The 15040-nt window shown below is 72.1% G+C and carries 12 protein-coding genes; 6 read left to right on the forward strand and 6 right to left on the reverse strand.

The window, feature by feature from the left end; all coding sequences use genetic code 11:
• Positions 1-82 precede the first annotated feature (82 nt).
• Positions 83-1084 (forward strand): ATP-binding cassette domain-containing protein, encoded by a 1002-nt coding sequence (locus ACTWPV_RS02635; protein ID WP_443150432.1) that lies wholly within the window; start codon positions 83-85, stop codon positions 1082-1084.
• Positions 1081-1917, forward strand: coding sequence for an ABC transporter permease (locus ACTWPV_RS02640; protein WP_347769720.1), 837 nt, complete (start codon positions 1081-1083; stop codon positions 1915-1917). Before ACTWPV_RS02635 ends, ACTWPV_RS02640 begins: the two co-directional genes overlap by 4 nt.
• Here ACTWPV_RS02640 and ACTWPV_RS02645 read toward each other — a convergent pair.
• On the reverse strand, positions 1899-5063 hold the full coding sequence (locus ACTWPV_RS02645; RefSeq protein WP_443150433.1) for an ATP-binding protein: 3165 nt from the start codon (positions 5061-5063) through the stop codon (positions 1899-1901). The two genes, ACTWPV_RS02640 and ACTWPV_RS02645, sit on opposite strands and share 19 nt — an antisense overlap.
• An 86-nt stretch (positions 5064-5149) precedes the next feature.
• Here ACTWPV_RS02645 and asnB point away from each other — a divergent pair, with 86 nt between their 5' ends.
• Complete coding sequence (gene asnB, locus ACTWPV_RS02650; protein WP_443150434.1) at positions 5150-6682, forward strand: asparagine synthase (glutamine-hydrolyzing); 1533 nt, start codon at positions 5150-5152, stop codon at positions 6680-6682.
• A 23-nt stretch (positions 6683-6705) separates the two neighbouring features.
• Here asnB and ACTWPV_RS02655 read toward each other — a convergent pair whose 3' ends face one another.
• Genes ACTWPV_RS02655 through ACTWPV_RS02665 form a run of 3 tightly spaced genes read right to left on the reverse strand, consistent with a single transcriptional unit; the run spans position 6706 to position 9495 of the window.
• Positions 6706-7056: a RidA family protein gene (locus ACTWPV_RS02655; protein ID WP_443150435.1), complete on the reverse strand. Its 351-nt coding sequence runs from the start codon at positions 7054-7056 to the stop codon at positions 6706-6708.
• Complete coding sequence (locus ACTWPV_RS02660) at positions 7046-8026, reverse strand: threonine ammonia-lyase (RefSeq protein ID WP_443150436.1); 981 nt, start codon at positions 8024-8026, stop codon at positions 7046-7048. Before ACTWPV_RS02660 ends, ACTWPV_RS02655 begins: the two co-directional genes overlap by 11 nt.
• Positions 8023-9495, reverse strand: coding sequence for an amidohydrolase family protein (locus tag ACTWPV_RS02665; RefSeq protein ID WP_443150437.1), 1473 nt, complete (start codon positions 9493-9495; stop codon positions 8023-8025). The genes ACTWPV_RS02660 and ACTWPV_RS02665 overlap by 4 nt, the downstream gene beginning before the upstream one ends.
• Positions 9496-9568: 73 nt before the next feature.
• Between ACTWPV_RS02665 and ACTWPV_RS02670 the strand changes: the two genes are divergently transcribed.
• On the forward strand, positions 9569-10618 hold the full coding sequence (locus ACTWPV_RS02670) for an Lrp/AsnC family transcriptional regulator (RefSeq protein WP_443150438.1): 1050 nt from the start codon (positions 9569-9571) through the stop codon (positions 10616-10618).
• A 131-nt stretch (positions 10619-10749) separates the two neighbouring features.
• Positions 10750-12279, forward strand: coding sequence for an AbgT family transporter (locus ACTWPV_RS02675; RefSeq protein ID WP_347641890.1), 1530 nt, complete (start codon positions 10750-10752; stop codon positions 12277-12279).
• Positions 12280-12307: 28 nt separating this feature from the next.
• On the opposite strand, the gene ACTWPV_RS02680 is transcribed toward ACTWPV_RS02675, so the two are convergent.
• Both ACTWPV_RS02680 and ACTWPV_RS02685 read right to left on the reverse strand, forming a co-directional pair.
• Positions 12308-13045: an aminoglycoside phosphotransferase family protein gene (locus ACTWPV_RS02680; protein WP_347641891.1), complete on the reverse strand. Its 738-nt coding sequence runs from the start codon at positions 13043-13045 to the stop codon at positions 12308-12310.
• An 86-nt stretch (positions 13046-13131) separates the two neighbouring features.
• Positions 13132-14274 carry an NADAR family protein gene (locus ACTWPV_RS02685; protein WP_443150439.1) on the reverse strand — a complete coding sequence of 381 codons (1143 nt, stop codon included), beginning with the start codon at positions 14272-14274 and terminating at the stop codon, positions 13132-13134.
• A 254-nt stretch (positions 14275-14528) separates the two neighbouring features.
• On the opposite strand from ACTWPV_RS02685, the gene ACTWPV_RS02690 reads away from it, so the two are divergent.
• A complete protein-coding gene (locus tag ACTWPV_RS02690; protein WP_443150440.1) occupies positions 14529-14984 on the forward strand; it encodes a hypothetical protein in 456 nt (151 codons plus the stop codon).
• Positions 14985-15040: the final 56 nt, after the last annotated feature.

A 15040-nucleotide genomic window follows, 5' to 3' on the forward strand; every position in this document is an offset into this window, starting at 1 on the left:
CCGCACCTCCCGGCGGGTCCTCCCGCAACCGGTGAAACCCGGTCGAGGGCGCCGTGAAACCGCCGCCGCCCAGAGTGAGGCCATGAGCATCACAGAACTCGGCCGCACCGGCGGCGGCCCGGCCCCCCGCGGGTCCACGGAACCGGCCGTACGCACGGAAGGGCTGGTCAAGGCGTTTGGCGAGCACCGTGCCGTCGACGGGATCGACCTGCACGTGCGCGCCGGTGAGATCTTCGGCGTCCTCGGCCCGAACGGCGCCGGCAAGACCACCATGCTCCGGATGCTGGCCACCCTGCTGACGATCGACGCGGGCCGCGCCGAGATCTTCGGCGTCGACGTGGGCGGCAACCCGCACGTGATCCGCCAGCTGATCGGCGTCACCGGACAGTACGCGTCGGTCGACGAGAACCTGACGGCCCGCGAGAATCTCTGGCTGTTCAGCCGCCTGCAGGGCGTCGCGGCGCCGCGCGCCCGGCGCGTCGCCGCCGAACTGCTGGAACGCTTCGGCTTGGAGGAGGCCGCCGACAAGGCCATCGCGCAGTTCTCCGGCGGCATGCGCCGGCGCCTCGACCTGGCGGCCAGCCTGATCACCAGGCCACCGCTGATCTTCCTCGACGAGCCGACCACGGGGCTGGATCCGCGTACGCGCGGCCAGATGTGGGACACCATCCGCGGCCTGGTCGCCCAAGGGTGCACGGTGCTGCTGACCACGCAGTATCTGGACGAGGCCGACCAGCTGGCCGATCGCGTCGCCGTCATCGACCACGGCCGCAAGGTCGCCGAGGGCACTCCCGACGAGTTGAAGAGCGCGGTGGGCGACTCCGCACTCCAGCTGCTGCTCGCCGAGCCGGACGAGGTGCCCGCCGCCGTGGAGGTGGTGCGGCGCGTCCTCGGCTCCGATCCGGTGCTCAGCCCGGAGCGGGACCGCCTCAACGTCGCACTCGGCCAGGCCGACCTGGCCGGCGACGTGCTGATCGCGCTGCGTACCGCAGGGGTGTCGATCTCCTCGGTGAGCGTGGCCAAGCCCAGCCTGGACGAGGTGTTCCTCGCCCTCACCGGCCACGGAACGGAGGAGACCCGATGACCACCACGCTGGCTCCCGCCCACGAGACGGTCCGCGCCGCCGACCGCGTGGCGGCCGCCCGGCGGCGCGTCACCATGGGGGAGACGATCGGCCAGACCATGACGATGGCGTGGCGGGCGCTCAAGAAGATGGTGCGCAACCCGGAGCAGTTCTTCGACGTGGCGCTGCAGCCCATCCTGTTCACCGCGATGTTCGCCTACATCTTCGGCGGCGCCATCTCCGGCGACGTGGGAAGCTACCTCCCCCTCATGATCCCCGGCATCCTCGCCCAGACCGTGCTGACGACGTGCATGGCCACCGGCACGCAACTGCGCGAGGACATGGAGAAGGGCGTCTTCGACCGGTTCAAGTCGCTGCCGATCGCCCGGATCGCGCCGCTCGCCGGGCCGATGGTGGCCGACCTCCTGCGCTACACGATCGCGGCCACGCTGACCTTCGGCATGGGCCTGGTGATGGGCTACCGTCCGGGCGGCGGCGCGGGCGGCGTGCTCGCCGCGATCCTGCTGGCGATCTTCACGGGCTGGTCGCTGGCGTGGGTGTTCACGTGGATCGGCACGATCGCGAGGAGCGCCCAGGCCGTGCAGGGCATCTCCATGATGATCTTGTTCCCGCTGACGTTCCTGTCGAACGCGTTCGTCCCCGTCGAGACCCTGCCCGGCTGGCTGGCCGCGTTCGTCCGGGTCAACCCGGTCTCCCACCTGGTCACGGCCGCCCGCGACCTCGCCAACAGCGCCCTGGTCAGCGGAGAGGTGGCCTGGACGCTCCTGGCCTGCCTGATCGTCATCGCGATCTTCGCGCCGTTGTCGGTGCGGAGCTACAAGCGGCACATGTGACCGCCGCCGTCGCGGCCGGACACCTGCTCGACCTGCCTGCGGGCCTCGTCGAGCAGGTCGGAGCCGCGCCGGCCGCCGTATCCGGCCCGCACGGCGGCGATCACGCCCGGCGCGGCCCGCTCCGCGTGCGGCTCGATCCGCTCGAAGGCCATGGTCGGCATGCCGCTGTTGAACGAGAAACGCTCGGCCAGCACCAGCAGCCTGATCGCGTCGCGGGGGGACGTCACCTCCCGCAGCAGCCCCCACGCGCCGAGCGCGAAGAGCATCGAGCCGCACAGCGGGAAGTCGAGCACGGGGGAGGACCCGGCCAGCAGGTCGTGGCCCCGCACGGCGGCGAACAGCTCCTCGCCGTAGCGGACGTCGTCCGGCCCGGCGTGGTACGCGTACGCCGTCAGGGCGACCGATTCCGCGACGATCGTCCAAGGAGTGGTGTCCGTGCGCGGCACCCCGGGCGGCCGCAGGTCGCGCGCCCGCTGGACGGCCCGGCGGTATTCCGCGAGCGCGGCGGCCGTCTCGCCCCGGGCGAGGGCGAGCTCGGCCGCGCACAGCGACACGAGCGCGACCCCGCCCAGCACCGCCTCGTTGTCGTTGATCCGGACGATCCTGGCGAGCTCGGCCTCCGCGGCGCCGACCTCGCCGTCGGCCAGCGCCGAGGTCAGCAGCACCGCGCGGAGCTGGGTCTCGTCGTCAACGGCGCCCAGCCGGCTCAGCGCAGGGATGGCGGTGCGCGCGTGCCCGACAGCCCGCCGGTGGTCGCCGAGGTGCGTGGCCAGGTGAGCCAGCACGGCATGCATGGTCGCGGCGATCCACGGGCCTTCGTCGTCGTGAAGCATCGCCAGGGTCTGTTCCGCGGCCTCGGTCGCCCCGGTCAGGTCCCCCGCGTTCTCCAGGACGTGCACGCTCGCCTGCGCCGCCGCCAGGGCCACGTCACGGTCGGCGCTCCCGCGCAGCTCCTCCAGCCGGGGGCGTACGTCGTCGCCGTCGGCGCTCGCCAGCACCACCGCTGCCATCGCCGCCACGCGGGGATCGGTCGCGTCGCTGGCGGGCAGCCTGCGCAGGAGGTCGCGCAGCGGGTCGCCGCGGCGGTCGGTGATGATCATGGTGTTCATCAGCGTGATCAGAACGGCGACCCTGGTCGCCTCGACGAGGTCCGGCGGCGGCGCCCAGCCGCCGACCACGTCGGTGATCGCGTCCAGGTGCACGAGGATCCTGACGTGATCGCCGCGGATCGACCACAGCGCGCCGGCGCCGACCAGCAACCGGACCGCCGTGGCGGGATCGGGCTCGCCGAGGGCCCTCCTGAGCAGATCGGCGAGGTTGCTCTCCTCGGCCCGCAACGCGTCCGCCGCCGCGAACTGCGCCGGGCCGAACAGGGCGGAGGCGTGTTCCTCGGAGTATGCCGTCGCCCAGGCCAGTTGCGCCGCCCGTGCGGACGCCTCCTCGCCGGCCTCCTTGAGCCGCATCCGCCCGAACTCCCTGACGGTCTCCAGCATCCGGTAGCGCAGGCCGTACGCCGTCTCGCGGACGCTCAGCATCGACTGCTGGGTCAGCGCGTCCACGGCGCCCAGGGCGTCCTGGCCGAGGACGTGCTCCGCCGCGGCCAGCGTGAAGCCGTCGCCGAAGAGCGACAACCACCGCAACGCCCGCCGTTCCTGCTCACCCAGCAGGTTCCACGACCAGTCGATGACCGCGAGCAGCGTCCGGTGCCGGTCGGGGGCCGTACGGTTCCCGCCACGCAGCAGGGCGAACCGGTCCGCCAGGCGGCGCTCGATCTCCTCCACCGACATCACCCGCACCTTGGCCGCGGCCAGCTCGATCGCGAGCGGCAGCCCGTCGAGGCGGGCGACGACCTTCTCGACCGCGCCCGCCTCGATCCGCACGTCCGGGCGGGCGGCCGTGGCGCGCTGGCGGAACAGCGCGACCGCGTCGCCCGGGGGCAGCTCGCCGAGGAGGTAGACGTGTTCGGCGGGGATCGACAAGGGGGCCCGCGAGGTGACGAGCACCCGCAGGTCGCGGGTCGTCACGGCCAGGAAGGCCACCAGGTCGGCGACGGCCTCGATCACGTGCTCGCAGTTGTCCATGATGAGCAGCGCGGGAGCCTGGTCGAGATGCTGGGCGATCCGGGCGCGTACGTCTGAGCGCTGCTCGGCGGTCAGGGCACGCCGGCCGCTGACCGAGTCGCGGACCCCGAGCGCCGAGCCCACCTCGCCCACCACGCCCTCCGGCGAGGAGACGCCGACGAGCTCGACGAAGTGAGCGACGGGCTGCGCGGCGTTCCTGCCCACGACGTGGGCGAGCCGCGTCTTGCCCAGCCCGCCGGGGCCGACGATGGAGACCACCCGATTGGCCTGCACCAGCGCGCGCACCGCGCTGATGTCGCCGCCACGGCCGAGCAGCGAGGAACCGTCGAACTGGATGCCCGTGCGCACCGGCCGGTCCGCGGCGAGAAGCTCGGCGTGCACGCGGGTGAGCCCGGGCCCCGGCCCGGTGCCGAGCCGGGCGGCCAGGCGCGCGCGATAGCGCTCGTAGCGCTCCAGAGCGGCGGCGGCGCCGCGTACGGAGGCCTCGCTGCGCAGGAGGCAGGCGAGCAGCTCCTCGTCGTGCGGACGGTCGGCCGCGGCCTCCTCCAGCAGCGGCAGCGCGCTCTCGTGAGCGCCGCTCCTGCCCCGCGCGATCGCCGCCACCCGCCGCGCCTCGGCCGCCCGCGCCGCCGCGGCGTCCTTCAGCTCTGCCACCGCGCCCGTGGCGCCGTCCACGCCGCCGGCCGCCAGACTCATGGCCTCCTCCGCGCGGCGGACCGCGAGCGCCATGTCGTCCTGGGCCAGCGCGGCCCGTGCCTGCTCCACCAGCGTGCCGAGCAGCAGCGCGTCCACCTGGTCGGCGGCCAGCCCGAGCCGGTAACCGCGCCGGACCCGCACCACGACGTCGGCGCGGGTCGCCGCCCTGGTCCGCGAGACGACCACCTGCAGCGCCTTCGTCGGGTTGGCCGGCGCCTCGTCGGGCCACAACTCCTCGACCAGGCGATCGTCACTGGCCCCTGCCCGCCCGTGCAGGGCGAGCACGGCCAGCAGGGTGTGCGCGCGATCACCGACCACGCGGGCACCCCGCCAGCGGACGCCGTCGAGCAGGATCAGTGCGGGGGACACACCCTCAGCTTACGGAAGCCGGGCCGGGGGAGCTCCTCGCGCGAGGGTTTGTCGATGACGGCCGGCCGGGACTACGTTCGAATGCCATGTGTGGCATCGCGGCTCTCTACAGCGAACAGACCGGAACCGACCCCCTCCATACCCGCGCCGCGGGCGAGTGGATGCTCTCCCGCATCACGCACCGCGGCCCGGACGACATCGACGACCGGCTCGTCGGCGAGCGGGCGTGGCTCGGGCACACCCGGCTGTCCATCGTCGACCTCGCAGGGGGAAGGCAGCCGATGGCCGCGCCGGACGGCTGGTCGCTGGTCTGCAACGGGGAGATCTACAACCACACCGACCTCCGCAAGAGCCTCGGGCAGGAGTGGTTCGCCACCGCCTCCGACAGCGAGCCGGCGCTCGTGCTGCTGCGGATGCACGGGCCGGACGCGCTGGAGCGGCTCCAGGGGATGTGGGCCTTGTGCGCCGCCGCGCCCGACGGCCGGTTCGTCGCCGCCCGGGACCCGCTCGGCATCAAGCCGTTGTACTGGGCGCGTACCGCCGGCCGCGTGCACTTCGCCTCCGAGCTGCGGGCCATCCCGCCCGAGGCGCAGGCCGCCGCCGAGGCGTTCCCGCCCGGGTGTTACTGGACGCCGGAGACCGGGCTGGTGCGCTTCGCCGAGGCCGTGCCACGGGGCCGCACGCGCCGGTGGGACGGCGTCCCCGCCGCCGACGCCGAGTCGGCCACCCGCGAGGTGCTGGCCGACTCGGTCGTCCGGCACCTGATGGCGGACGTGGACGTCGGCGTGTTCCTCTCGGGCGGCCTCGACTCCAGCATCGTCGCGGCCGTCGCCGCCGCCGAGTACGGCTCGAAGGGCGAACGGCTGAAGACGTTCGCCGTCGGGACCCCTGGCTCGCCCGACCTGCTGGCGGCCCGCGAGGTGGCGGAGTTCCTCGGCACCGAGCACCACGAGACCCTTCTCGACGCCGACCGGGCCGTCTCCGTCGTGGACCGGGTGGTGACCTCGGTGGAGTCGTTCGACGCCAGCCTGATCCGCAGCGCCGTACCCAACTGGTTCCTGTCCGAGCTGGCCTCCCGGCACGTCAAGGCGGTGCTGACCGGGGAAGGGGCCGACGAGCTGTTCGCCGGCTACGACTACTACCACCGCGGCCACGCGGCGCCCGGCCGGCTGGAGGCCGAGCTGGAGCGCACCCTCGGCCAGTTGCACGGGCTCAACCTCCAGCGCTGCGACCGCGTCACGATGGCGCACGGCCTGGAGGCCCGTGTCCCCTTCCTCGACGCGGACGTCATCGCGCACGCCATGTCCCTGCCGCCCGAGCTCAAGTCGCTGGAGCCCGGCGGCATGGAGAAGGGACACCTGCGCCGCGCGTTCACCGGTTGGCTGCCCGAACGGCTGCTGTGGCGGCGCAAGGTGCAGTTCGGCACCGGCAGCGGCGCCCAGGACCTGCTGACGCCGCACTTCGAGGCGCGCGTGGGCGACGGCGAGCTGGCCGCGGCGGTCCAGGAGTCCGGCATCGAGCTGCGGACCAAGGAGGAACTGGCCTACTACCGGGTGTTCCGGCGGGCGCTGCCCCTCGTCCGTCCCGAGGCGGTGCTCACCCGCTTCGCCACCGCCTGAACCGGCCATGGCGTGAGCGCCGGTCAGGGCGCCTTCGCCACCGCGTCGATCTCCACCTGGCTGCCGTAGGGCAGTTCGGACACCCCGACGACGGTGCGGGCGGGCCTCGGCTCGGGCCAGAGGTCGAGGAACTGCTGGTTGGCCACGTCGCGCAGGGCCATGTCGGTGACGAAATAGGTCAGCTTCACCACGTCCTCCACCCGTGCCCCCACCGTGGCCATCCGCCGCCGCATGGTGTCCACGGCCGCGTCCAGCGCCGCCCGGCCGCCGGCCACCACGGTGCCGTCCTCCCGCAGCGGCAGCGAGCCGGAGACGAAGACCAGTCCGCAGGCGACCGTGGCCGGGCTGTACGGGTGGTTCGGATCAGCGGTCATGAGGAGCCTCCTGGCGGTCGGGCCTGGTCAGTACGTGCGCGAGCAGCTCGGGATTCACCGAACCGCCGCTGAGGATGGCCACGTGCCTGCCGGTCGTGTGCCCGGCGAGGTAAGCGGCGAAGGTCACCGCGCCGCTGGGTTCGGCGACGAGCCTGGCGTCCACCGCCAGGCGTCGTACGGCGTCCAGGATCTGCTCCTCGCTGACGGTCACGATCTCGTCCAGATGGCGGCGGATCTGCTCCCACGGCACCACGCCGAGGCCGGTGGTACGCAGGCCGTCGGCCACGGTCCGGTACGTCCGCTCGGGTTCCCACGCGACGCGCCGGCCCTCGCGCAGGCTCTGCGCCGCATCCGAGGCCAGGTCCGGTTCCACGCCGACCACCAGGGTTTCCGGCCGCAGCGCCTTGACGGCGGTCGCCACCCCGGCGGCCAGCCCGCCCCCGCTGACCGGCACCAGCACCACGTCAGCGCCGGGAAGGTCCTCCATGATCTCCAGGCCCACCGTGCCCTGGCCGGCCACGACCGCCGGATCGTCGAACGGCGGCACCGGCAGGTAACCGTACTTCTCGGCGAGCACGAACCCATGGGTGTCGCGCTCGCTCGGCGGCACCAGCACGACCTCGGCGCCCAGCGCCCGTACCGCGTCGACCTTGTTCGGGGGCGCGGTGTCCGGCATCACGATCACCGCGCGCAGTTCGAGCCGCTGTGCCAGCCAGGCCACGGAGCGCGCGTGGTTGCCGCTGGAGTGCGCCACCACGCCCCGCTCGCGGGCCTCGGACAGCGACTGCTTGATCTTGTTGTAGGCGCCGCGCAGCTTGAAGGCCGCCGTCGGCTGCAACGACTCCGGCTTGATCCACAGCGGCCGTCCTGGAACCGCCGGGGCGAACGGCACCAGCGGGGTGCGCACCGCCGTGTCGGAGATCCGTTCGGCGGCGGCGCGGATGTCCGCCAGCGTCACCGGCCCTGTCATGCCAGCCTTCCCTTCACAGCCTTGCCGGGCATCGCGTCCGGCAGCAGCTCGCCGTCGCGCACGACGAACTCGCCGCCGACGAGCAGATGGTCGACACCGGTCGAGGGGCGCCCGGGCTCGGCGTAGGTCGACCGGTCGGACACCCCGTCGAGGTCGAACACCACGAGGTCGGCATCCGCGCCCGCCTGCACCCGGCCCTTGCGCCGGAACTGCGGCGCCACCGAGGACAGCACCGCGGCGGGCTGCAGGGTGCAGCGCCGTACCGCCTCGATCAGCGACAGGTGGCCGGTGCCCCGCACCATCGTCGCGAGGAACCGGGAGAACGTCCCGCTCGTGCGGGGGTGCCCGGCCGCTCCGGGTGGCAACGGCCACGTGTCGGTGATCAGCCGGCCGTCGGGGGCGGCGAACGGGATCGCGTCGGAGGCGACCGCGGTGTCGGGCAGCAGCAGCGCGCGCTCCAGCACCGACCAGTCCGCCGGGTCGTCTTCGTTCAGGTAGTGGATGACGGCCATCGCGCCCGGGTCGGTGCGCTGGATCTCGCGCAGGCGCTCGGCGTCCCTCGGCCGCTCGCCGGTGGCGGCGACGACGAGGTCGCTCGGCCTGATGCCGAGCCTGGGCAGATTCTCCGGATACAGGAACGGCACGCCGATGGTGGTCATCCCCGCGCCGTAGGGGTATGCCTCGGTGGACACCTTCAGCCCGTGCCGGCGCGCCCCCGCGACCACCGCGCCGATCTCGTCGATCGCGCGCAGCGAGGTGCTGTTGATGTGGCACAGATGCATGTGCGCACCCGTGCCCGCCGCCGCGGCGACCACCTCGGCGATCCCCTCCAGCGCGGTTCCCGGGTCGTCCGGGTTCTTGAACCGGGCGTGGGTGAACGTCGGCACGTCGTAGCGCTCGGCCAGGCGCGCGACGCGAACGTACTCCATCCGCCCGGTCTGAGGGGCGTAGCCCAGCAGCACCCCGATGCCCAGCGCGCCTTCGTGCAACTGCGCTTCCAGCTCGGCCAGCGTCAGGTCGAGCTGGGCGGCGGTGGCCCGGTCGCGCCAGTGCGGGCCCGCGCACAGGGCGGCGAAGCTCTCCCACCCGCCGTCCGGCTCGGCGCCGTCGAACACCTTCATCCTCGCCATGGCCCAGGAGGCGGAGTAGCCGAAGTTGACGGGGCGGCCCTCGTCGCTCGCCCGCCGGTACGCCGTCCGTACCGGTGCCGCGCCCGACTCCAGCTCCAGGGCCGTGGTCACCCCGTCCAGGGCCTGCATCCGCAGCGAGCCCACGGTCTGCGCATGGCTGTGCAGGTCGATGAAGCCGGGCGCGAGCACGCGGCCGGACACGTTGAGTTCGCGCCGGGCGGGCACCGGCACCTCGGACACTGACGTGATCTTGTCGCCCGTTATGGCGACGTGGCGGACCGCGTCCAGCCCTGTCTCTGGATCCACCACGCGGGCGCCGCGCAACAGTAGGTCATTCACCCAGCAATCTTCGCGATCCGGCTTGACCTAGACCTACACTGCATGAATCCGACATTCAGGGAGCATTATCATCATGCAATCCGCCATGTTGCGGGAGAACGATCTGGAGTTGATCGACTCGCTCCAGGTCAATCCCCGAGCGCCCTGGGCCGAGGTCGGCGCCGTGCTGGGCATGGACCCGGCCACCGCGGCCCGGCGCTGGAAACGGCTGGTGGACGATCGGCTCGCGTGGTGCACGGTCGCCCTCGGCCAGCGCCAGCTGCACACCATGAGCGTGGCCTTCCTGGAGCTGACCTGCGAGGCGGGCGCCGCCGGCGAGGTCGCCGCGGAGCTGGCGCGGCAACCCCACATGATCACCGTTCAGCACATCGCCGGTTCCTACGACCTGTGGACGATCGCGATCGCCCCCGACCTGGTCAGCCTGTCCGAATACCTCCTGCGCCGGCTGCCCCAGCAGCCCGGGGTGACGAGGGTGCGCACCCACATCGCGACCCGTGCGTTCGACCTGAGCAGGCGATGGCGGCTGCGCGTGCTGAACCAGCACCAGGCCGGCCGGCTGCGACCGGCGAAGACCACGCCCGCGGTGACGCGGCCGATGGACGAGATCGACCGCCGCCTGTTCGTCGCGCTCAGCGTGGACGGGCGGCGCAGTTTCGCCGAGCTGGAAGCCGAACTCGGGCTGTCCGCCCGCACGGTGCAACGCCGGGTCAACCGGCTGGTCGCGGTCGGCGACATCACCTTCCGCTGCGACCTGGCCAGGCGGCTGGCGGGCTGGCACAACTCGGCGGTGTTGTGGCTCTCGATGCCGGACGACCACCTCGAACGCACCGGCGAGCAGCTCCTGCGCTGGCCGGAGACGCGCACCTGCGCGGCGATCGCCGGGCCCAACAACCTCATGCTCACCGTGGGCCTGCACAGCGTGGCCGACCTGCACGGGCTGGTCACCCGGCTGCGCCACGACTTCCCGCACGCCACGATCGTGGACCGGCAGATGGTGCTCCGCCAGGTCAAGTTGTACGGGCGCGTCCTCGACCCGGTCGGCCGCTGGTCGTCGACGACTCCGCTGGACCTGTGGGCGCTGGCCGAGCACGCTCCCCGCGGGGGCGCGTTCACCGGGACCTGACCGATACCTGCAGATAAGCCGCACCCCATGACGGTTTCCGGCCATCAACCGGTCTCCATGACTGTGCTGGCCATACTTTCGCAAATCGCACTGCGAAGAGAGCCACCCCCTGGCCGACGAAGGATCCCCTCATGCTGAAGACCGGGCAACCCACGACCCTTGACCGGATACTGGGCGGAGTCGAACGGCTCGGCAACAGGCTGCCCAACCCGTTCGTCATGTTCCTCGGGCTGTTCGTCCTGATCGCGCTCGCCTCGTCGATCGCGGCCGCCCTCGGCGCCACGGTGCGGCTGCCCGGCGCGGCCGAGGTGACGCCGGTCAAGAGCGTGCTGTCCGGCGAGGGCCTGGTGCAGCTGCTCGACTCGGCGGTGGACAACTTCGTCGAGTTCCCGGCGCTCGGCCCCGTGCTGACCGTGGTGCTCGGAGTGGGCGTGGCGCAGGGCACCGGCGCGCTGGAAGCCGCCGTGCGCCTGGCCTTCTACCGGGTGCCCCGCTCGATGGTGCCCTACGTGGTGGCCTTCGTCGCCTGCCAGGGACACGTGATGTCGGACGCTTCGTTCCTGGTCATCCCGCCGCTCGCGGCACTGGTGTTCCGCGCCGTCGGACGGCATCCGCTCGCCGGCCTCATCGGCGCCTACGCCTGCCTCGGCACCGGGTACGCCGGCGGCCTCCTGATGGGCACGCTGGACGCGAGCCTGGCGGGCATCACCGAGAAGGCCGCCGCCCTGCTGCCGGGAGCCGGCGGCTACACCACCAACATCGCCATGAACTACTACTTCGGCGCCGCGGCCGGGCTGATCCTGCCGATCGTCGGCGGGCTGCTGATCTCCCGGGTGCTCGAACCGCGGCTGCCGGCGACCACCACCGACGCGGGCCAGGACGGCGCGAGCGTCGAGGTGACGCCGCGGGAACGGCGGGCACTGCTGGCCAGCGGGCTCGCGGTGGCCGGCTTCCTGGCGCTGGTCGTGCTGGCCTGGCTCATCCCGGGCAGCCCGCTGCGCGGCCCCGGCGGCTCGCTGATCCCCTCGCCGCTGCTGAGCAACCTGGTGCCGATCATCGCGCTGGTGTTCTTCCTGTTCGGCTACACGTACGGCCGGGCGGTCGGGCTGGCCAAGGAAGACCGCAACCTGTACACGATGATGACCACGGCGATCAAGGAGATGGGCGGGTTCATCACGCTCATCTTCATCGTGGCCCAGACGCTGAGCGTGCTCTCCTGGAGCGGGCTGGCCACCTTCCTCGCGGTGGAGCTGGCGAACACCGCGCAGGCCGTCGGGCTCGTCGGATTCCCCGCGCTGGTCTTCCTCATGCTGCTGTCCACCGTGCTGAACCTGGTGATCACCTCGGGCTCCGGCCTGTGGTCGCTGGAGTCGACGGTGATGGTGCCGGCGTTGATGCTGCTCGGGCTGTCACCGGCGATCATCCAGGCCACCCACCGCATCGGCGACTCGATCACCCAGGCGATCTCCCCGATGCACATCTTCCTGTACTTCATCCTCGCCGCGTCGCAGAAGTACGAGCCCGACCTCAAACTCGGCACGCTGGTGTCCCGGCTCCTGCCGTTCGTGCCCGCGTTCGGCCTGGTGTGGGCCGGCGTGCTGGCCATCTTCTACTTCGCCGGCCTGCCGGTGGGCCCGGGCGCACCGATCCACCTCCCCTGATCGGCCACCCGCCGCCGGGCGTGCGGCCTCACATCCGGGCTTTCAGCACGTCGACCTCGCAGCCGGGTGCGGCAGGGTCGAAGCCGTGCTCGAACAGCCAGCGGATCGCCAGCAGGCTTCGCAACGACCACCACGCGCGGATCACGTCGACGTCGACGGGGGCGCCGTAGCCGGCGATGACGTCGCCCAGGCGCTCCTCGTGCCCGAGGGTCAGGACGGCGAGGTCGTACAGGGCGTCCCCGGGGGCCGCCTCGGTCCAGTCGATCACGCCGGTGATCTCGTCACCGTCGACGAACACGTGGGTGATCTGCAGGTCACCGTGCGCGAACACCGGGGTCCGCGGCCGGAGCGCGGCCTCGGCGATCTCACGGTTGCGCGTGACCAGGTCGGCGGGAAGGACACCGTTCGTGACGAGCAACTCGCATTCGCCGTCGAGGCGCGAGGCGATCTCGTCGAGGCTCCGGCCGGGCCACGGCGGCAGCGGCGCGTCGTGCAACGTCCGTGCGGCGGCGCCCGCCGCACGCCACGCCGCACGCGACGCGGTCGACGGCTCGCCGAGACGGCCGAGCGCCGTCCCCCGGAGCGCGGCGAGCGCGAGCACGGGCGGCCTGCGCCACAGGACCTCCGGAGTCGGGATCGGCGCCCTGGCCATCGCCTCGACCTCGACGTCGCTACGCCGCTGATCGGAGTCGATCTTCAAGAACACGTCGCCGACGCGCAGGGTCGCGCACTGGCGATGGGCGACGACGACCTCGACCTCATCCATGCCGGTCATTCTCACGGAATGATCACCGACGTCGCCACGGGTTTGATTCGCGCTACCGGGGCCTTCCGCACTGCTGAGGGGAGAGGTCAGAGCCGCAAGCCGATCCGCCCGGCCACGAGCTCGGCACGAACCAGTTCGAGAAGCCGGCCCATCCAGTTGCGCCCGGCAGAGTCGCGGATGTCCCAGAACTGCGAACTGGCGGAGCCGTAATGGAGACGCCCGTCACCCGTGGCCAGGAGCACCTCGCCCAGGTCCGGATGCTGGACGAACTTCGCGCGCAGCAGATCGGCCATGACCGCGAGACGCACGTCCGCCCAACGCGGCCGCCGCTCGGCCCCGACCGCGATGGCACGCGCCGCCTGGGAGTCCGGCGCCGTACGGATGCGCTCGCGCAGGGATTCGTCGTCGGTGGACAGAGCCCAGTAGGCGTGCTCGACCGTCGGATAGAGAACATCGGCGACCTCGATCACGGCCGGGAACTCGTTGCGCAGCCCGTGCGCACGCGGATCCATAGGACGGCCGTAGTTGAGGTGCACGGTCGGCGATCCGGCCTCGGCGGGCCCGTCGGCCTCCCGCAGCGCCTCCGCGGCCGGATGCGGCGCCCGCCAGTCCGCGAAGTACCGGAACGCCCCGCGCCGGCCGTCCTCGGTGACGACGCCGCCCTCGTCCAACGCCTCACTGCCGTCCTCGAACTCGAAGAACACGTACTCGTCCCAGGTCTCGCCCGCCTCCGAGATGAGCAGGCGCAGCGGAATGTCGCGGGCGTCCATGTCGCCGAGCGCGTAGATCCGGTGATGCGCCGGGATCGCCAGGTAGGCATCGCGCAGCACGATCCGGTCGGTCTCCGAGCGCGAGCCGACATAGCGCAGCGCCGCCGCGACGCACCGGTCCGTGGAATCCGGACGCCCGTTCAGGCGGTCGATCGCGTCGACGACCTCCCCGAGCAGTTCCTCGGCCGTGGTCCAGGAGACGACCTCGCCGAACCGCCAGCGTGCCAGATCATGCGCGCTCGCCCAGGCGCCCTCCTCGGGAGCCGTCGCCACCCAGCCGGCCTCGAGCTTCGCACGGAGCCCGTCGAGGTCGCCCCACTCCCAGTAGAAGGTCGCACCGTCCGCGAAGACCTTCAGATCGGTCAGGTAGTAGTCGCCGCCGTTCCGAATGAAGATCGGCCGCAAGTATCCCTCGATCCGCTCCCCGTCGACGACGCGGTAGGTCCGATTCCTCATCATCCGAGCCAGCGTAGGCCCTGCGCCCGAACAGGGCTCAACGCGCGGTCCCGTGATCATCTCAGAGGCCACCTGGCCAGGTGACGGCTGATCACCAGGCGCTGGATCTGCTCGGGAAGTCTTTTCCGGGCACCGCTGAAGCGCTCCCACCTGTGGATGGCGAGCAGCGCGTACGCTTGCGGGCGAGTCACATCAGTTCTCGCTGATTCCGGTGCTCCCACGAAACAGCGACGGAACAAGCCGAGCAGGAGGCGCACGTGGCGATGCCGAAGAAGGGCTCGCGGCTCATCACCGTCGATGGCACCGTCTTCCGCTGGCGGGTCCGCCACAAGCCGACCTACTGCCAGGGCAACGGCTGGACCCCGCTCCGCTTCGCCGTCGAGCAAGCCGACGATCCGGGAGGCGTTCTCGTAGTGTCACTTCCCTGCGCCCGGCCGGACAACTGGCTGGGGGAGCGAACCATCGCGATCCGTCCCGTCCTCGTCGCCGGATGCATCAGGAGGGCCCGCGACCAGGGATGGAACCCGGCGCAACCGGGCTCACCCTTCACCCTCACCGTCGCCGAGGACGACCTGGCCGCGCTCCTGGGCGAAGCCCCTCACTACCTGGTCCCGTTCCTCTGGGGCATGATCCCGGAAGGCGGCGGCATCGAAGACCTCCCTCGATGCACTCAGATTCGGGGTCAACAGGAACCGAGCACCAACAGTCTCTGATCCTGTCGGGGTCTTTGCCCTGATCGCGCCACAGGGCAGGGGTAAGAGCGGTCCGC

Origin of the sequence: Nonomuraea sp. KM88 (genome assembly GCF_052245635.1) — a bacterium.
Taxonomy (GTDB): domain Bacteria; phylum Actinomycetota; class Actinomycetes; order Streptosporangiales; family Streptosporangiaceae; genus Nonomuraea.